The 17670-nt window shown below is 62.2% G+C and carries 15 protein-coding genes; 5 read left to right on the top strand and 10 right to left on the bottom strand.

All coding sequences use genetic code 11. The annotated features are described in order from the left end of the window. Window positions 1-164: 164 nt before the first annotated feature. From HU749_RS23610 to HU749_RS23590, 5 genes are read right to left on the bottom strand one after another with little or no spacing between them, the layout of a single operon-like run. Entirely contained in the window at window positions 165-1169 is a 1005-nt protein-coding gene (locus HU749_RS23610; protein ID WP_079303545.1) for an AAA family ATPase, read from the bottom strand. After that, window positions 1166-2329, bottom strand: a complete 1164-nt coding sequence (locus HU749_RS23605; protein WP_186650351.1) for a DUF4350 domain-containing protein — start codon at window positions 2327-2329, stop codon at window positions 1166-1168. The genes HU749_RS23610 and HU749_RS23605 overlap by 4 nt, the downstream gene beginning before the upstream one ends. Next, window positions 2326-3870 (bottom strand): DUF4129 domain-containing protein, encoded by a 1545-nt coding sequence (locus HU749_RS23600; protein WP_186650353.1) that lies wholly within the window; start codon window positions 3868-3870, stop codon window positions 2326-2328. The genes HU749_RS23605 and HU749_RS23600 overlap by 4 nt, the downstream gene beginning before the upstream one ends. Beyond that, complete coding sequence (locus HU749_RS23595) at window positions 3857-4831, bottom strand: stage II sporulation protein M (protein ID WP_046062644.1); 975 nt, start codon at window positions 4829-4831, stop codon at window positions 3857-3859. The genes HU749_RS23600 and HU749_RS23595 overlap by 14 nt, the downstream gene beginning before the upstream one ends. Beyond that, window positions 4828-5553: an RDD family protein gene (locus tag HU749_RS23590; RefSeq protein WP_046062643.1), complete on the bottom strand. Its 726-nt coding sequence runs from the start codon at window positions 5551-5553 to the stop codon at window positions 4828-4830. The genes HU749_RS23595 and HU749_RS23590 overlap by 4 nt, the downstream gene beginning before the upstream one ends. 331 nt (window positions 5554-5884) lie before the next feature. Here HU749_RS23590 and sbcB point away from each other — a divergent pair, with 331 nt between their 5' ends. Beyond that, window positions 5885-7318: an exodeoxyribonuclease I gene (gene sbcB, locus HU749_RS23585; RefSeq protein ID WP_186650355.1), complete on the top strand. Its 1434-nt coding sequence runs from the start codon at window positions 5885-5887 to the stop codon at window positions 7316-7318. An 85-nt stretch (window positions 7319-7403) separates the two neighbouring features. On the opposite strand, the gene mvaT is transcribed toward sbcB, so the two are convergent. Further along, on the bottom strand, window positions 7404-7781 hold the full coding sequence (mvaT, locus tag HU749_RS23580) for a histone-like nucleoid-structuring protein MvaT (RefSeq protein ID WP_003205091.1): 378 nt from the start codon (window positions 7779-7781) through the stop codon (window positions 7404-7406). Between the two features lie 306 nt (window positions 7782-8087). On the opposite strand from mvaT, the gene purU reads away from it, so the two are divergent. Together purU and HU749_RS23570 are read left to right on the top strand one after the other, a co-directional pair. Beyond that, entirely contained in the window at window positions 8088-8936 is an 849-nt protein-coding gene (gene purU, locus HU749_RS23575; RefSeq protein WP_018614294.1) for a formyltetrahydrofolate deformylase, read from the top strand. A gap of 58 nt (window positions 8937-8994) precedes the next feature. Continuing rightward, window positions 8995-9168: a hypothetical protein gene (locus tag HU749_RS23570; RefSeq protein WP_186650358.1), complete on the top strand. Its 174-nt coding sequence runs from the start codon at window positions 8995-8997 to the stop codon at window positions 9166-9168. A gap of 4 nt (window positions 9169-9172) precedes the next feature. Here the strand turns inward: HU749_RS23570 and gpgF are convergent, their stop codons facing one another. Genes gpgF through gpgS form a run of 3 tightly spaced genes read right to left on the bottom strand, consistent with a single transcriptional unit; the run spans window position 9173 to window position 12070 of the window. Then, a complete protein-coding gene (gene gpgF, locus HU749_RS23565; RefSeq protein ID WP_186650360.1) occupies window positions 9173-10168 on the bottom strand; it encodes a glucosaminyl phosphatidylglycerol flippase in 996 nt (331 codons plus the stop codon). Continuing rightward, complete coding sequence (gpgD, locus tag HU749_RS23560) at window positions 10165-10932, bottom strand: N-acetylglucosaminyl phosphatidylglycerol deacetylase (protein WP_186650362.1); 768 nt, start codon at window positions 10930-10932, stop codon at window positions 10165-10167. Before gpgD ends, gpgF begins: the two co-directional genes overlap by 4 nt. Window positions 10933-10948: 16 nt before the next feature. After that, the gene (gpgS, locus tag HU749_RS23555) at window positions 10949-12070 is read right to left on the bottom strand and encodes an N-acetylglucosaminyl phosphatidylglycerol synthase (protein WP_186650364.1); all 1122 of its coding nucleotides are present in this window, start codon (window positions 12068-12070) and stop codon (window positions 10949-10951) included. A gap of 289 nt (window positions 12071-12359) precedes the next feature. Between gpgS and HU749_RS23550 the strand changes: the two genes are divergently transcribed. Beyond that, window positions 12360-13847: a helicase HerA-like domain-containing protein gene (locus HU749_RS23550; RefSeq protein WP_186650366.1), complete on the top strand. Its 1488-nt coding sequence runs from the start codon at window positions 12360-12362 to the stop codon at window positions 13845-13847. 277 nt (window positions 13848-14124) lie between these two features. Here HU749_RS23550 and HU749_RS23545 read toward each other — a convergent pair whose 3' ends face one another. Next, window positions 14125-14580 (bottom strand): DUF721 domain-containing protein, encoded by a 456-nt coding sequence (locus HU749_RS23545; RefSeq protein ID WP_014339936.1) that lies wholly within the window; start codon window positions 14578-14580, stop codon window positions 14125-14127. 307 nt (window positions 14581-14887) lie between these two features. Here HU749_RS23545 and secA point away from each other — a divergent pair, with 307 nt between their 5' ends. Beyond that, entirely contained in the window at window positions 14888-17623 is a 2736-nt protein-coding gene (gene secA / locus HU749_RS23540) for a preprotein translocase subunit SecA (protein WP_014339935.1), read from the top strand. The last annotated feature ends 47 nt before the right edge of the window (window positions 17624-17670 follow it).

Below are 17670 nucleotides of genomic sequence, written 5' to 3'. Positions count from 1 at the left end.
GGAGCTTGCTCCCGCTGGACGCGCAGCGTCCCCTGGCGGTGTGTCAGATAGAACTTGGGGGCTGCTTCGCAGCCCAGCGGGAGCAAGCTCCCTCGCCACAAAAAGCATGCCTGCCACAAAGAATACTCCTGGCACAAAAAGCACGCTTGGCACAGACGCCCTCATCACAACCGCGGCGCCGGCACTTGATCGAGCAGTTGCCCCAGCACCTGGTCCACCGACAGCCCTTCGATGTCCAGTTCCGGCGCCAGGCGTACGCGATGGCGCAGCACGGCCAGGGCGCAGCCCTTGATGTCATCCGGCACGACGAACTCGCCGCCACGCAACAACGCTCGGGCCCGGGCGCAACGTACCAGCGCAAGCGACGCGCGCGGGCCGGCGCCGAGGGTCAAGCCCGGCCAGCTGCGGGTGGTACGGGCCAGGCGTACGGCGTAGTCGAGTACCTGGTCGTCCATCGGCAGGTCGCTGGCAATGCGTTGCAGCGCTTGCACGTCCTTGGCCTGCAACACCATGCGCAGCGGTTGCACGTCGAGCATGTCGGCGCGGGTCGAGCGGCTGACCTGGCGCACCATGTCCAGCTCCTGGTCGGCGTCCGGGTAGTCCATGCGCACCTTGAGCATGAAGCGGTCGAGCTCGGCTTCCGGCAACGGGTAGGTGCCTTCCTGTTCGATAGGGTTCTGGGTGGCGAGGACCATGAACGGCTGGCTGATGGGCAGGGCGCGGCCTTCGAGGGTGACCTGGCGTTCCTGCATGGCTTCAAGCAGCGCGGCCTGGGTCTTGGCCGGTGCGCGGTTGATCTCGTCGGCCAGCAGCAGGTTGGTGAATACCGGGCCCTTGCGCAGCTTGAACTGCTCGGTCTGCAAGTCGTACACCGCGTGCCCGGTGACGTCGCTGGGCATCAGGTCGGGGGTGAACTGGATGCGCGCGAACTCGCCGTTGAAACACCGGGCCAGGGCCCGCACCAGCAAGGTCTTGCCCAGCCCGGGAACGCCTTCGAGCAGCACGTGCCCGCCGGCGATCAGCGCGGTGAGCACATCGTCGATCACCGCGCTCTGGCCGACCACCGCTTTACGCAGTTCGGTGCGGATGGCCTGGGCCAACTGACTGGCGCGCTGGCGCTGTTGGGCGGCGTGGGCCTGGCCGTCGACAGGTTCGTTCTGTTCAGTCATAAGGCATTCCTAAGGGTTTGCAAATGGGCGACCTGGCGGCAGAACTCGGCGCGGGACAGGCGCTGTTTCGGCCGTGGGCTCAAGGCCTGGCTGATGGCCCGCGTCGGTTGTCGGGTCAGGCGGGCGAGTACCTGCCATTGTTCGGCGACGGCCAGTTGTTCGAAGCCTGGGTGAAGATGACGTGCCCGGCGCAGCACGTCTTGTTGCAGGGCATGCAACAGGTACTCCTGGCCGTTGTGCCGCAGGTGGAAACCGGCGCCGGCCTGCACATGCTCTTCCAACTGGCGCCGCGCCCGGGAGGCGGGTTGTTGCAGTGGGCCATGACGCACCGCCGAACGCCAGAACCACAAGGCGATCAAGGCCAGCAGCGCCACCAATGCCTGGGGAAAATAGCGCAGCAGCAGGGTCAGCAGGTTGTCGTGGTCGGTGTTGAACAGCAGCGTGACGTCCGTGTCGACGCTCAAGTACCAGAGCAGCCAGGCGTTGTCGTACTGGTCGATGTTCTCGTTCTTCCACAGCTCGGCGTCGGTGATCACGGTGATCGAGCCGAGGCCGAGGTTCAATTGCATCATGTGGGTCGCCAGCGCGCTGTTGGCCCAGGCCTGGGCCAGGTCATGCGGGTCCTCGAGGTGGAAGTCGGTGTCGAAGCCGACATACGCCGGCGCCTCTTCGTCTTCCAGATAGAGTTTGGTCAGTTCCGGGTAACGGTCCTTGATCAGTTTGGGCGCCGGCTCCTTGAGGTCCTTGCTCAAGGATTGGCGCAGGCGCACGCGGTCGAGCAGCAGGTCGCCGCTGTTGCCGGTGCTGTCATCCCACAAGGCTTCGGCGACGAAAAGCAAGCGCCCGCCGGCCCGGGTCCAGTTCATCAACTGCTCGACGTCCCGTGGCGTCATGTGGGTTCGTTCGCCCAGCAACAGCAGGCTGTGCTGGCGAGGCTCCAGGGTGGGCAGCACATCCAGGCTGTTGGCGTGCTCGACGTTGATACCCTTCTGGCGCAGGAAAAGCTCGGCGGCCAGGTAAGGATTGGCCTGGGCTTCAGGGGAGGGTCCGTGCTCGACGACCTCCTCATAGGGCACGGCCTTGGTGTAGAGGTAGAGACCGAATGCGCACACCACGGCGGCCAGCACGGCGCCGATCAGCCACCCCGCGTGCCGGCTCATCGAGACGCCCCCGGACCGAACAGCTCGCGCCAGCCGTCACACAGTTCCTGTTGCAGGTGTGTCGGTGGGGAGCGATGCCCATAGGCAATGTTCTGCCAATGCAGGGTGAGGTTTTTGCTGAAGCCCAGCAGGTTGTCCTGCTTGAGCTGTTCGACGCGTTCCAGCACCTGGCCTTCGGTGTCGGCCGGTTTCAAGGGGATCTTGAAGTCATGATGCAACCGGCTGAGCAGCGCCCGGTACAGCAGGCCCAGGGCTTCACGGGGTTGCGTGGCCCACAGTTGTTCGACGCTGGTCGCCACGTCGGCGGGCAGGCTTTCTTCGCGAATATCCAGGCCGAACATGCGCGCAGGTACGGCGCGTTCCACCGGCAGGCGCTGCGTCGGTCGGCGATTGGCCAGGGCCTTGAGTCTTTCGCGGTAGCGCCAGGCCAGCCAGACGATCGCCGCCACCAGGCAGGCCCACAGCACCACCTGGATCAGTGCGGCGGCGATGTCGAAGCGTTGGCTGCCGAGCCATTTGAACAGGGTCTTGAGCCAGTTCGATTTCGCCTCGGTCTCGGTCTCGGGGGATTCGGCCGTTTCTTCGCCGAAACGATAACGGATGACGGTCTCGGGATTCTTGAACGGCGGGGCGTCGAGGACTGCCTTGATGCTGTCCCGGGAGGCTTCGCTGGTGAGGGGCTGGTTGAGCAGTCGCGGACTGTCGGGGCCGCTGCTGTCCTCGGCGGCAAACGCCGGGGGCGCCAGCGGCAGCAGCATGAACACCAGCAGCATCAGCACCGGGGCGACGCCGCTCAGGCGTTGGCGCAGGCGTCGGAACACCAGCTCGATGTCCCACGCCTCGAGGATCGTGCGCCGGTTCAGGTAGAGGCTGAAGCCACAGGCGACATACACCGGCTCCCATAAGATCAGCAGCAGCGGGTACAGGAAGTTGACCAGGTGTTCGAACCACAACCAGTCGTGCTCGGCCGCTGACACCAGCATCTCCCAATCCCATTGCAGTTCGACTTGTTGCGGCACGAACAGATAGAACAGGGCCATCAGGCCGAACCACAAGGCGGTTTCCAGGTGCATGCCGATGATGGTCAACCATTGCGCCGCGCCGCGGTTGCGTTGCTGCAATACCCGCAAGCGCTGCGCCCGGGCCTCACCGCTAAGCCCCTCGAGTTGCACCACCGGCATCAGGAAACTGCGGCTCAGGCTCAGCCGACGCCAGGTCAGGCTGGCCAGCAACTGCGGCTTGAGCAGCGCAGGCCACTGGCGCAACGCCTGCCGCAAGGTGGGGGTTTCGCCAAACAGCGCCTTGGACAGAATGTACAGCGGCAGACGGTCGAAGGCCGGCTTCAACCACCAGAACAGCATCACCACCAGCGACGGTGAGTCCCACAGCAGCAGGGTCAGCAACAGGTACACCGGCAACGTGATGATCGCCCAACTGGTCATCAGCAGGCGTCGATGCTGCTGGCTCATCAACACGCCAAGATCCATGGCTTCCCAGGTGGTGCGTGGGCGGATGACGACGGTGGCGTCACTCAGGCGCATGGCGGACCCGTCCGGCAAGCGATAGATAGCTGATCACCAACAGCCACAACAAGGCGCCCACGGTGTATTTGGTGGCGGGCGTCACGGCGCTGGAAGACCAGTAGGCCTCGATGAACGCGGCAATGAGCAGGAACAGCATCACGCCGCCGATCATCAGCACGCTTTTGCCCGCCGCGAGCCGCAAGGCCTCGCCCCGGGTCAGGCGTCCCGGCGCGATCAAGGCCCAACCCAGTTGCAGGCCTGCGGCCCCGGCCAGGGCGATGGCGGTGAGTTCGAAGGCACCGTGGCCGATCACGAACGACCAGAATGTTCCCCCAGAGCCGATCTGGGTCAGGTGCCCGGCTACCGCGCCAATGGTCAGGCCATTGAAAAACAGGAAAAACGCGCTCCCAAGCCCAAACATCAAGCCACTGGCAAAGGTCTGAAAGGCAATGCCGATGTTGTGCATGATGTAGTAACCGAACATGACCCAGTCCTCGCTGGCGGCCCGCTCGACCGAGCGCCCCAGGTGCCCGGATGCCGGGTCATACATGCTGCGGATCTGGCTGATTTCGTCAGCGCCGAGCACGCTGTAGACCAGTTCCGGGAACAGATAGACCAGCAAGCCGATGCCCACCAGGCTGCCCAGGAACATCAGGCTGGCGGCCAGCACGAAGCGCCATTGCTCACGCACCAGGCGGGGGAATCCGACCAGGATGAAGGCCGAGAGATTGGCCGATGGCCGGCTGCGGTCCCGGTAGAGTTGCTGGTGACCGCGCAGTGCCAGTTGTTGCAGGGTGTCGACCAGCAAGCTGCTGTAGCCCCGGGCCTGGGCCAGTGCCAGGTGATGGCAAAGCCGTCGGTAGGTGGCAGGGAAGTCGCTGCTCTGGGGTACGCTGCGGCTGCGCTCCAGTTGGTCGAGTTGCCGGGTCAGGTGCTCCCATTCCCCCTGGTGACGGCTTTCGAACAGGCTTTGCTTCATGTTGGCCCCAGCAGGCCGCGGGCGACGCCATTGAGTTCGGCCGCGGCGTTTGGCACCTGGACGTTCAGTGGCGCGGCCAGGATGGCAGCCAGTTCGTTGACCCGCGCCTGGGACAGTTCTGCCTGGCGTTCGGCGAAGCCCAGCACGGCGCGTTGCTCATTCAGGCTCAGGGTGAAAGGCGTGCGTATCGGCGGGGCCATCGGCAAGGCGGGGCGTTTGACCGGCTGTTCGCGATACACCACCAGCGTGCCGGCCGCGAGATCGCCCAAGCGCTTGAACGCCGGATGCTGCAGGCAACTGATGGCCCCGAAGGTGTAGCCGAAGGGCAGCATGTCGACGAAACGCAGCAGGTTGCGGATCAACGACGCCGACCAGCCGATGGGCCGGCCATCGTCCTGCACCACGCGCAGCCCCATGATCTGCTTGCCGGGAGAGCGCCCCTGGTTGAGCACCTCGAACAGCACCATGTACCACCAACTGACGACAAACAGCAGGATGGACCCAAGGCCCATCCCCAGTTCGCCGAAAAACGCCAGGACCAGGAAGAAAAAACCCAGGACCAGCCCGCGTATGCCCAGGTCGATGGCGAAGGCGATTGCACGCGGCATCAATCCCGCCGGGCGCAGCGGCAGGTCGATGCCTTCGGGCGTTTCAACCTGATAGCGCGTGTCCAGGGGCGCGGGCAGCGTCGCGTTCCTTTGCAGTGCTGGTGTCTCGAGCATGGGCAACCTGTGATGGGCCAGACCGAATGTTCAATCTCGGCCCAGATGCTAGCAGTCTTCGTGCGGGCAAACGATACAACTGTGCAGGTCATTTCATGGTTTGCAACAGGATTCGTGGGCACCGCAGATCAATTGTGGGAGCGAGCCTGCTCGCGATGACGGCAGTCCATTCAACATGAATGCAAGCTGAGGCACCGCTATCGCGAGGGAGCTCGCTCCCACATGGGGTGGGTGGTGGAGCGGCGCATTGGTCTTCAAAAGTTACAGGACTGCTGGTCGCAGGCGGGTTCGAGCGCCTAGACTTCGCCAGTCTTCAGTTCAGGAACAGCCCGTGACTTCCATTTTCTGGTACGACTACGAAACCACCGGCATCAACCCGCGTTGCGACCGGCCCTTGCAGGTGGCGGGTATCCGTACCGATTTCGAACTCAATGAAATCGATGAACCGGTGAACCTGTATTGCCGGCCCAGCGATGACATCCTGCCGCATCCGGCGGCCTGCGCGATTACCGGCATCACCCCGGCGTGCCTGGCCGAAAAAGGCTTGAGCGAAGCCGATTTCATGACCCGTGTCCACGGGCAACTGGCCGCGCCCGGTACCTGTGGCGCCGGCTACAACACCCTGCGCTTCGACGATGAAATGACCCGCTACAGCCTCTATCGGAATTTCTTCGACCCGTACGCGCGGGAATGGCAGGGCGGCAACAGTCGCTGGGACCTCATCGATCTGGTGCGCGCGGCCTATGCGTTGCGCCCGCAAGGCATCACCTGGCCGCAAGAGGACGGTCGGGTGACCCTCAAGCTCGAGCGCCTGACCGCTGCCAATGGCATCGACCATGGCCAGGCCCACGATGCGTTGTCGGACGTGCGCGCGACCATCGCCCTGGCCCGCCTGATCCGTCAGCAGCAGCCCCGGCTCTACGACTGGCTGTTCCAGTTGCGCAGCAAACAGAAGGTGATGGACCAGATCCGCCTGTTGCAGCCTATGGTGCATATTTCCGGTCGCTTCTCGGCGGCGCGCAACTACATCGGTGTGGTCTTGCCGCTGGCCTGGCACCCGAAAAACCGCAACGCCCTGATCGTCTGCGACCTGCACCTGGACCCCCAGGGCCTGCTGGATGACGATGCCGAAAGCCTGCGCCAGCGTTTGTATACCCGCCGTGAAGAATTGCTCGAAGGTGAGTTGCCGGTGCCGCTCAAGCTTATCCATATCAACAAATGCCCGGTGATCGCGCCATTGTCGGTGCTGCGTGCCGAGGACCAGCAGCGACTGGAACTGGATATGGAGGGCTATCAGCAACGGGCATTGCGGCTAACTGACGCACAGAAAGTTTGGCAAGATAAACTTCAGGCCATTTATGGGCGCGAGGATTTCACCGCCAGCGAGGATCCCGAGCAACAGTTATACGCGGGCTTCCTGGGGGATCGCGATCGACGTTTATGTGAACAAGTCCGCCTGGCTGACCCCTCGCAATTGGCTCAAGAACGCTGGCCTTTCGATGATGAGCGTTTGCCGGAACTATTGTTCCGATATCGCGCGCGCAACTTTCCAGACACGTTGAATCCTGAAGAGCAGGCGCGTTGGAGACTTTTCTGTCAACAACGGCTGTCATCCCCGGAGTGGGGGGCGCCTAATACCTTGGAAAGTTTTGATGCGGCGATGAGGGAGTGGATGGACCTGTCTACACCAGTGCAGCAAGAAGTACTCCGGGAGTGGCAGAGCTACAGCCAGCAATTGCGTAAACGTTTAAGCCTTGAGCCGTGATGAAGTAAAAAGATGACAGGCATAAAAAACGCCAGCAATCGCTGGCGTTTTTTTGTTCGCTAAGAACGGTGCGAACCGGTGAGGCTTAGCCCAGCAGGGTTGCCCAGCCTTCAACCACGTCACCGCCCCACTTGGCTTTCCACTCTTTCAGAGTCTTGTGGTTGCCACCTTTGGTTTCGATGACTTCGCCGTTGTGCGGGTTCTTGTATTGCTTAACTTTGCGAGCGCGTTTGGTACCGGTAGTTTTCACGGCGCCACGTGGTGCTTTGCTCGACTTGGCTTCTGGATCCAGCAGGGCAATGATGTCGCGCAGCGACTTGGAGTATTCGCCCATCAGAGTGCGCAGTTTGCCTTCGAATTCAAGCTCGGTTTGCAGTTTGTCGTCTTGGGACAGGTTTTTCAGGCGAGCTTGCAGTTCTTTGATGGCTTCTTCTGTGGCGCGGTATTCATTGATCAAGGACATGTGGACTACCTTATGTAGGACGCGGGTGACAAGGACACAGTGCGGCAATAGTAATCAGACAGTTTCATCAAGTAAACATTTAACCGGTGTTTTATTTAATTAATTAGTGCTGTGCCACAAAAACGCCTGTTGCAGTTAAATGCCGCGACAGTGTCTTCACATCTTTTCACACATATAGCCTGCTTCCCCAGACCACGCAGATCGCGGCGATAGGCCGTCGTCGAGGGTTTGGCGTGTCATCGATACTGCAGTTTTGCCGCGCAATGGCTAGAATGGCCGCCTTTGCGAAGTTCTGGAGTTTCCCTAATGCGCACTTTTCGTCTGGTGATTGCTTGCCCGGACCGCGTCGGCATCGTTGCTAAAGTCAGTAACTTTCTGGCGTCCCATAACGGCTGGATCACCGAAGCAAGCCATCACTCGGACAATCAAAGTGGTTGGTTTTTCATGCGTCACGAGATTCGTGCCGACTCGCTGCCCTTTGGTATCGAAGCCTTTCGTGAAGCGTTCGCCCCCATTGCCGAAGAGTTCTCGATGGACTGGCGTATCACCGACACCGCGCAGAAAAAACGCGTGGTGCTGATGGCCAGTCGTGAGTCCCACTGCCTGGCCGACCTGTTGCACCGTTGGCACAGCGATGAGCTCGATTGCGACATCGCCTGTGTGATTTCCAACCATGACGACTTGCGCAGCATGGTGGAATGGCACGGCATCCCGTACTACCACGTACCCGTCAACGCGCAAGACAAGCAGCCGGCGTTCGCCGAAGTCTCGCGGCTGGTCAAGCAGCACGATGCCGAGGTGGTGGTGCTGGCCCGCTACATGCAGATCCTGCCGCCGGCCTTGTGCCGCGAATACGCCCATAAGGTCATCAACATCCACCACAGTTTCCTGCCATCGTTCGTCGGTGCCAAGCCGTACCACCAGGCGTCGATGCGCGGTGTGAAGCTGATTGGCGCCACCTGTCACTACGTGACCGAAGAGCTGGATGCCGGCCCGATCATCGAGCAGGACGTGGTGCGCGTCAGCCACAGCGACAGCATCGAAGACATGGTGCGTTTCGGCCGTGACGTAGAGAAGATGGTGTTGGCCAGGGGCCTGCGTTATCACCTGGAAGACCGCGTGCTGGTGCACGGCAACAAGACCGTGGTGTTCTGACTACACTGCAAAGGGCCTGGACGAGCGATCGCCAGGCCCTTTTTTCATGAGGTTCGCCATGACCGATCCATTGGACAAAGCCACCTCCAAGGCGCCGGTGACCCTGGGTGAGGGCTGCCTCAGCCGCTATGACCCAGATGCGTTGGGCCCGGAGGACGGCACTGAGTTTCCCGATGCCGCGCAATTGTGGGAGCAACTGCATCCCCAGGACGAGCCCGAACAGAAGCCGTGATATGTCAGGCCTGCCTGAGCCTGATCAGTTTCTTGAGCAACGGCCGCCCGACCATCAGGAAGAACACCGGCCCGCCGGCCACCAGATAAAAGTAATAGGTCACCGCCCGCCAGATCAGGATCGCCGCCGCTGCGGTGGACTTGCCCACCATGGGTGCCAGCAGCGCCGCCGACGTCAATTCGGCCGCCCCGGCGCCGCCCGGCAGCAGGCTGAACTGTCCCGCACTCAGGGACAGCATCTGGATCAGGAAACTCCAGGCCCACTGCAGATCCGCCCCCAGTCCCCTCAACGCCAGGTACAACACGCTGTAGCGCAGTGCCCAATGCAGGCAGGTCAGGCCGAAGACCTGGAACAGTGTCTGTCGCGGCAACTTCAAGGTGTCGGTGAATGCCGCCAGAAAGCTCAGGATCTTGCGGCCCCAGCGTCGACGGGTGACGGCTTTTACGCGCAGGTGGCACAGTAGTCGAGCGCCCAGCAGAATCAATCTGCGGTGATACCGGGCCACCAGCACGCAGCCGAACAGCCCGCCAAACAATGAAATCGCGCTTAACGCCAGCATCCACTCCATGCGCTGGCTGAGGTTCTGGAACAGCGCATAAAACAGAATGCCCACCAAGGCGCAGAGGAAGAACAGCAAGTCGCTCAACTGATCCATGGCAAACACCGCGCTGCCATGGGCCGGGCGCACGCCGTTGCGCGCCAGCAGGGCCATCAGCGTCAGCGGGCCGCCACTGCCACCGGGCGTCGCGCACATGGCGAACTCGGTGGACATCACCACGCCGATGCTTTTCAGCCCGCCGATGCGCCCACGGTGTTCCCCCAGCAGCAGGCGCAAGCGCACGGAGTTCAAGCACCAGCACAGCACGATCATGCCGAGCATGGCCAGCAGTAGCGACAACGGAAAGCGCTGCACCCGCGACCACATTTCCCCGCCGCCGACCAGCAGCGGCACCAGTAGCGCCGTGAGCAGGGCGACACCCAGCCAGATCAGCCGTTTCATGCGGCGCTGCTGACCCGCAGCCCCTGGGTCGCCAGCCAGTCGACTTTGGTCATTGGCACACGACCGTCGTTGAGCAGGCGTTCGAGGGTGCGCAGCCAATAGTCCCGGGAAAAGGTATGGCGCATGTCCACCGGGTGCAGGCCCAGGCGAATCACCGGGGCCTGGCGCCAGCGCTGTTCGCGTTGGTCGCTGATGACTTTCGACAGGCCACGGCGCCAGGCGCTGCGAGCACTCCAGACCAGCCCAGGCGCATCGATGGCGGTGAAGTCGGGCAAGCGATAAAGGTGTTGAGTATCGCTGGTGTAGCTCAGCGGCAACTGGCGCAAGGCCTGGCGCGTGCCTTCGCTCATCAGCCAGGCCGGGGCGACGAAACCCTCCAGTGGCCAGTGGTAGCGTTCAAAGGTTTCGATACCGGCGCGCAGGCGGGCGAGGGCGGTGGCCTCGGACAGGTTGTAGAACTCCCCCTCATGGGTATAGACCCGGCGCATGAACCAATCCTTGGGGTGACGGGCGGCAGGGCCGTCGTCGCAATGGTAGTAGCCATGCAACACCAGTTCGTCGCCGCGCTCGACCCGGCTGTCGAGCAGGCGCCGAAAGCCGGGATGAGCCTCCAGGGCATTGTTGCGATGAAAGTCCGGCACCACCAACCAGGTCATCGGCACCTGGCCGAGGGCGTCAACGGCTTCGACGAAGGGCTGGTAGTCGGGCCAGGTTTGCGGTGCCACGTCATGCAGCACCAGGAGCACGCTGGACGAGCGGTTCATCGACACGGACCTTGTCTCAACCATTGGCCAGCAGGGGCATCTGCTCGCCGAGCACGGCGTAGTAGTGCCCCAGCAAGCTGTTGACCACGGTATCCCAGGCGTAATGCCGCTCCACATGCTGGCGCGCCAGCACGCCACGGCGCTGGCAGCCTTCGGCAAACAGTTGTCGCACGGCATTGGCCATGGCCTGTGGATTGTTGGGTGTGCACAGCAGGCCGCAGTCTTCATCGACGATTTCAGTGAAGGCCCCGGCCGCCACCGCTACTACCGGAATACCGCTGGCCATGGCTTCGAGAATCACCAGGCCGAAGGTCTCCTGGTCGCCAGCGTGCAGCAGGGCATCGGCGCTGGCCATGAGCCGGGCGACTTGTGGCGCCGGGCAGAATTCATCGACCACCGTGACGTTGTCCGGCACCACGGCGGGCATCGACGAGCCCACCAACAATAAGTGGTAGCGCTCGCCCAGGCGTTTCATGCACTTGAGCAGCACCGGCAGGTTTTTTTCCTTGGAGCCGCGCCCGGCGAAAATCAGCAGGCGCGCGTCTTCGGCGATGCCCAGCTCGGCCCGCAACTCCGGGTCGCGGGCGGCCGGGTTGAAGGTTTGCAGGTCGACGCCCAACGGTTGCACGAAGACGTTCTTGACCCCCAACCCGGTCAGTTTGTCGGCCATGACCTGGCTCGGCGCCAGGACCCGGTCGAAATTGCCGTACAACTTGCTGACATAAGCTTCGATGTTGGGGGTGAACCAGTTGCCCATGCGGTTGCTGACCAGCAGCGGCAGGTCGGAGTGATAGAAACCGATGACGGGCACGTCGAGCTGGCGACGGGCATCCAATGCGGCCCAGGCCGTGAGGTAAGGGTCGCCGACTTCGATCAGATCGGGCTGTAGATCGCGCAGGACATTGCGCCAGGGGGCCAGGCGAAGGGGAAAGCGATAGCCCTTGCCGAATGGCAGTGCTGGGGCTGGAACCTTGTAGATTCCGTCATGCACGCTCAAATGCGCGCCGGGAATCAGCAGGCTGTGGCGAATTCCGGGCCGGTCACCCAGGCGTCGGTGCTTGGCATCCAGATAAGTGCGCACGCCTCCGCTGGCTGGGGCGTAGAACATGGTGATGTCCGCTATATGCACGATGAGCATCCCTCCGGTCAGTGTTCTCCTGTGTTGACCTTTAGTAAGAATAGATGTTCGGTTGGGGTTGTGGGGGTGGGGTGTCAGTGGAGTATTGCTGGGTTTGACAGGGCCTCATCGCGAGCAAGCTCGCTCCCACAGGGGGGGCACAGATCCCATGAGGAGCGAGCTTGCTCGCGATAGGGGCGGTCCGGGTTTGCAGACTATTATTTCCTGGCGCCAGGGGCTTAATGCGCCAGGCATGCTTTTATATAAGCGTGCAAAATGGCGTCATATCGCAAACACCACGGGTGACCACATGCCTGACTCATCGCAACTCATTATCGGCGCCGACCTTGGCGGCCAGCCCATTGCCCAGGCCATGCGCCTGGCGAATCGTCATGGTCTGGTGGCGGGCGCCACCGGTACCGGCAAGACCGTCACCTTGCAGCGCCTGGCCGAAATGTTCAGCGATGCCGGGGTGGCGGTGTTCGCGGCGGACATCAAGGGTGACCTGTGCGGCCTCGGCGCGGCCGGCAACCCCCAGGGCAAGATCGCCGAGCGTATCGCCGGCATGCCTTGGCTCAACCACAAGCCCCAGGCTTATCCGGTGACCTTGTGGGATATCCACGGCCAGTCCGGTCATCCACTGCGCACCACCTTGAGTGAAATGGGTCCGTTGTTGATCGGCAGCCTGCTGGAACTGACGGACAGCCAGCAGTCGGCGCTCTACGCCGCGTTCAAGGTGGCCGACCGCGAAGGCTTGTTACTGCTGGACCTCAAGGACCTGAAAGCGCTGCTCAACCATCTCAAGGACAATCCCGAGTTGCTGGGGGACGACGCGGCGCTGATGACCACTGGCTCCAGCCAGGCGTTGCTGCGACGCTTGTCCACCTTGGAACAGCAGGGTGCGGATGCGTTGTTCGGCGAGCCGGCCTTGCAGCTCGAAGACATCCTGCAACCGGCCAGCGATGGCCGTGGCCGCATCCACTTGCTCGACGCCAGCCGCCTGGTCCATGAAGCGCCGAAGGTCTACGCGACGTTCCTGTTGTGGCTGCTGGCCGAGCTGTTCGAGCAGTTGCCTGAGCGCGGTGATGCGGACAAACCGCTGCTGGCGCTGTTCTTCGACGAGGCGCACTTGCTCTTTGCCGATACGCCCAAGGCTTTGCAGGAGCGCCTGGAGCAAGTGGTGCGGCTGATCCGTTCCAAGGGCGTCGGGGTGTATTTCGTGACCCAGTCGCCGGGCGACTTGCCGGATGACGTGCTGGCGCAGTTGGGCTTGCGCATCCAGCACGGGTTGCGGGCCTTTACTGCCAAGGAGCAGAAGTCCTTGCGGGCGGTGGCTGACGGTTTCCGGCCCAACCCGCAATTCGATGCCCTGGCGGTGCTGACCGAACTGGGCATCGGTGAAGCCCTGGTGGGCACCTTGCAGGAAAAAGGCACACCGGAAGTGGTCCAGCGCGTGCTGGTGGCGCCACCGCAATCGCGCATCGGGCCGCTGAGCGAGGCCGAACGCGCCGGGTTGATCGCTAGTTCGCCGTTGCAAGGACGCTATGACAAACCCATTGATCGTGAATCAGCCTATGAAGTGCTGATGGGCCGCAAAGGGCTGGAACCGCAGGCCGAAGAGGCGCCGGGCAAGCCGACGACGGAAGAACCGAGCTTCACCGAAAAAGCCGGGGAATTCCTCGGCACCGCGGCCGGCCAGGCGCTTAAATCGGCGATGCGCCAGGCGGCCAATCAGTTGGGCCGGCAATTGGTGCGTGGGTTGATGGGGTCGTTGCTGGGGGGCAGCAAGCGCCGGTAGTCAGGACCGAGTCGTCCCTTTCGTGAGCAAGCCCGCTCCCACAGTAGATTTTTGCCAGACACAGAATGTGTGCCCGCCGCAGATCCACTGTGGGAGCGGGCTTGCTCGCGAAGACGGTTTAGCAGGCGAAGAATAGGCTGGCTGATCTGCCGCCATCGCGAGCAGGCTCGCTCCCACAAGGGGTTGGGTTGGCGTCGTACACGAAACAGGTGCCCGCCGCAGATTCCCTGTGGGAGCGAGCTTGCTCGCGATAGCTATCCAACCGGCGCCGAAAATCTCAATCCTTGGGCCGCGCATGCGCCGCCAACCGCTCCAGCGCCGCCCGCAGGTTGGGATCGCTGATGCCATCGGCGGTGGCCTGGATGGTCGCGGCGGCGTCGGTGGACAAATCCAGCGTGTGCCCCTTGACGCCGACCTGGACGGTGGGCGGTTGTACCTTGAACAGGATCCGCGTCAGGTTGGCGAATTCTTCGAACGCCTGGAGTTGGCGCAGCAGGCGTTTTTGCTGGTAGCGCAGGCGTGTGGCCCAGTGGCCGTCGGTGACGATCAGCAGCAGGCTGCCTTCGCGCCAGGACGCCACGTGGCAATGCTCGCGCGCCGCCGGTTGCAACTGGCTGTCCAGCAGGCGTTGCAAGTGACCCAGGCGTTTGGCGTGGCCGAAGATGGCTTTCAGCGGCTTGGCTTCGCGCAGCAGAACGGCGGGAGCCTTGGCTGGAAGAGGGCGAAAGGCCATGAATGAATACCGCAAGTGACAGAGGCGCCATGGTAGCAGAAAGCGCCGGATGCGCCTCGACCCTCTCGCCCAGCGGCTTTTGGCTGCACAATCAATGAGTAACTTCTGCGTTTTGTGGGTTGAAGTTCGCGCAAAAGCCCTTATTTTAAGCGAGCCCCGTCACAGCGCTGTGCCAGCATCGTGGAATAACGCCACTTTCCTCTCCATCGTTTCCGGGTAGAATGCTCGTTCGCATGCGGCCATGAGGGCTGCACGGGCGACTCACGGGGCCGCCCTCCATCCCTTTAGTGTGGAAGATCCTGCCGATATGTTTGCGCCTTTGTTAAAGAAACTTTTTGGAAGCAAGAACGAGCGTGAAGTCAAACGCATGCTCAAGACGGTACAGACTGTCAATGCCTTCGAAGAGCAAATGGTGGCCCTTTCGGACGATCAGTTACGCGCCAAGACTGCCGAATTCAAGGACCGCATCGCCAAGGGGGAAACCCTTGACCAACTCCTGCCCGAAGCCTTTGCGGTCGCCCGTGAAGCAGGCAAGCGGGTCATGGGCATGCGCCACTTCGACGTCCAGTTGATCGGCGGCATGACCTTGCACGAAGGCAAGATCGCCGAAATGCGTACCGGTGAGGGCAAGACCCTCGTGGCGACCCTGGGCGTCTACCTCAACGCACTGTCCGGCAAGGGCGTGCACGTGGTGACGGTCAACGACTACCTGGCGCGCCGCGACGCCAACTGGATGCGCCCGCTCTACGAATTCCTCGGCCTGAGCGTCGGCGTCGTCACGCCGTTCCAGCCGCCGGAAGAGAAGCGCGCCGCCTACGCCGCCGACATCACCTACGGCACCAACAACGAATTCGGTTTCGACTACCTGCGCGACAACATGGCGTTCAGCATGGAAGAAAAATTCCAGCGTGAACTCAACTTTGCCGTGATCGACGAAGTCGACTCCATCCTCATCGACGAAGCCCGTACCCCGCTGATCATTTCCGGTCAGGCCGAGGACAGCTCCAAGCTGTACATCGAGATCAACAAGCTGATCCCGCAGCTCAAGTTGCATGTCGAGGAAGTCGAAGGCGAAGTGACCCAGGCCGGGCACTACACCGTTGACGAAAAGACCCGCCAGGTCGAGCTCAACGAAGCCGGTCACCAGTTTGTCGAGGAAATGCTCACCCGTATTGGTTTGTTGGCCGAAGGCGAGAGCCTGTACTCGGCCCATAACCTGGGCCTTTTGACCCACGTCTATGCCGGCCTGCGTGCCCACAAGCTGTTCCATCGCAACGTTGAATACATCGTGCAGGACGGCCAGGTCGTACTGGTGGACGAACACACCGGTCGTACCATGCCGGGCCGTCGCCTGTCCGAAGGCCTGCACCAGGCCATCGAAGCCAAGGAAGGCCTGAACATCCAGGCCGAGAGCCAGACCCTGGCCTCGACCACCTTCCAGAACTACTTCCGCCTGTACAACAAGCTGTCCGGCATGACCGGTACCGCTGACACCGAAGCGTTCGAATTCCACCAGATCTACGGCCTGCAAGTGATGGTGATTCCACCGAACAAGCCGCTGGCCCGTAAAGACTATAACGACCTGGTGTTCCTGACCGCCGATGAGAAATACGCGGCGATCATCAACGACATCAAGGAATGCATGGCCCAGGGCCGTCCGATCCTGGTGGGTACCGCCACCATCGAGACCTCCGAGCACATGTCCGCCCTGCTCAACAAGGAAGGCATCGAGCACAAGGTCCTCAACGCCAAGTTCCACGAGAAGGAAGCCGAGATCATCGCCCAGGCCGGTCGCCCGGGTGCGCTGACCATCGCCACCAACATGGCCGGTCGTGGTACCGACATCCTGTTGGGCGGCAACTGGGAAGTGGAAGTCGCCAGCCTGGAAAACCCTACGCCTGAGCAGATCGCGCAGATCAAGGCCGACTGGCAGAAGCGTCACCAGCAGGTACTCGAGTCCGGCGGTCTGCAGGTGATCGCTTCCGAGCGTCACGAATCGCGTCGTATCGACAACCAGTTGCGTGGCCGTGCCGGTCGCCAGGGCGACGCCGGTTCCAGCCGTTTCTACCTGTCCCTGGAAGACAGCCTGATGCGCATCTTCGCCTCTGACCGGGTGAAGAACTTCATGAAGGCCCTGGGCATGCAGCCAGGCGAGGCGATCGAGCACCGCATGGTGACCAACGCCATCGAGAAAGCCCAGCGCAAGGTCGAAGGCCGCAACTTCGATATCCGCAAGCAACTGCTGGAGTTCGACGACGTCAACAACGAACAGCGTAAAGTGATCTATCACATGCGTAACAGTTTGTTGGCCGCCGACAACATTGGCGAAACCATCGCCGATTTCCGCCAGGACGTGCTCAACGCCACTGTCAGCGCCCATATCCCGCCGCAGTCGCTGCCGGAACAGTGGGACGTCGCCGGTCTGGAAGCCGCGCTGCAGAGCGACTTCGGCGTGGCATTGCCGATCCAGCAATGGCTCGACGAAGACGATCACCTGTACGAAGAAACCCTGCGCGAGAAACTGCTGGCCGAACTGATCGCTGCCTACAACGAGAAGGAAGACCAGGCGGGCGCCGAGGCGCTGCGCTCCTTCGAGAAGCAGATTGTGTTGCGAGTACTGGACGACCTGTGGAAAGACCACCTGTCGACCATGGACCACCTGCGTCACGGTATCCATTTGCGTGGTTACGCCCAGAAGAACCCGAAGCAGGAGTACAAGCGCGAGTCCTTCACGCTGTTCTCCGAATTGCTCGATTCGATCAAGCGCGACTCGATCCGTGTGCTGTCCCACGTTCAGGTTCGCCGCGAAGACCCGGCCGAAGAAGAAGCTCGCCTGCGTCAGGAAGCCGAAGCCCTGGCTGCACGCATGCAGTTCGAACACGCCCAAGCCCCAGGCCTGGAAGTGGTCGCCGAAGAGGGCGTCGATGTGGATGTCGCCCTGGCGACCGCACCGGTGCGCAACGAGCAGAAGCTGGGCCGTAACGAACTGTGCTATTGCGGTTCGGGCAAGAAATACAAGCATTGCCACGGGCAGATCCAATAAACCCGTTTCAACGCTGAACGACCCGCGCCGCGACAGGCCAGCCCCTG

Source organism: Pseudomonas ogarae (assembly GCF_014268695.2).
Lineage (GTDB): Bacteria > Pseudomonadota > Gammaproteobacteria > Pseudomonadales > Pseudomonadaceae > Aquipseudomonas > Aquipseudomonas kilonensis.
Note: the sequence above shows the minus strand (reverse complement) of the source record. Positions and strands in the feature narration are given on the sequence as shown.

What these genes read in the sequence shown, in the direction of transcription:
- HU749_RS23550 (WP_186650366.1), top strand. Translation starts at nt 12,360, where the DNA reads ATGCCTGACTCATCGCAACTCATTATCGGCGCCGACCTTGGCGGCCAG.
- HU749_RS23605 (WP_186650351.1), bottom strand. Translation starts at nt 2,329, where the DNA reads ATGAGCCGGCACGCGGGGTGGCTGATCGGCGCCGTGCTGGCCGCCGTG.
- HU749_RS23545 (WP_014339936.1), bottom strand. Translation starts at nt 14,580, where the DNA reads ATGGCCTTTCGCCCTCTTCCAGCCAAGGCTCCCGCCGTTCTGCTGCGC.
- HU749_RS23590 (WP_046062643.1), bottom strand. Translation starts at nt 5,553, where the DNA reads ATGCTCGAGACACCAGCACTGCAAAGGAACGCGACGCTGCCCGCGCCC.
- purU (WP_018614294.1), top strand. Translation starts at nt 8,088, where the DNA reads ATGCGCACTTTTCGTCTGGTGATTGCTTGCCCGGACCGCGTCGGCATC.
- gpgS (WP_186650364.1), bottom strand. Translation starts at nt 12,070, where the DNA reads ATGCTCATCGTGCATATAGCGGACATCACCATGTTCTACGCCCCAGCC.
- gpgF (WP_186650360.1), bottom strand. Translation starts at nt 10,168, where the DNA reads ATGAAACGGCTGATCTGGCTGGGTGTCGCCCTGCTCACGGCGCTACTG.
- HU749_RS23595 (WP_046062644.1), bottom strand. Translation starts at nt 4,831, where the DNA reads ATGAAGCAAAGCCTGTTCGAAAGCCGTCACCAGGGGGAATGGGAGCAC.
- gpgD (WP_186650362.1), bottom strand. Translation starts at nt 10,932, where the DNA reads ATGAACCGCTCGTCCAGCGTGCTCCTGGTGCTGCATGACGTGGCACCG.
- HU749_RS23600 (WP_186650353.1), bottom strand. Translation starts at nt 3,870, where the DNA reads ATGCGCCTGAGTGACGCCACCGTCGTCATCCGCCCACGCACCACCTGG.
- HU749_RS23570 (WP_186650358.1), top strand. Translation starts at nt 8,995, where the DNA reads ATGACCGATCCATTGGACAAAGCCACCTCCAAGGCGCCGGTGACCCTG.
- secA (WP_014339935.1), top strand. Translation starts at nt 14,888, where the DNA reads ATGTTTGCGCCTTTGTTAAAGAAACTTTTTGGAAGCAAGAACGAGCGT.
- HU749_RS23610 (WP_079303545.1), bottom strand. Translation starts at nt 1,169, where the DNA reads ATGACTGAACAGAACGAACCTGTCGACGGCCAGGCCCACGCCGCCCAA.
- mvaT (WP_003205091.1), bottom strand. Translation starts at nt 7,781, where the DNA reads ATGTCCTTGATCAATGAATACCGCGCCACAGAAGAAGCCATCAAAGAA.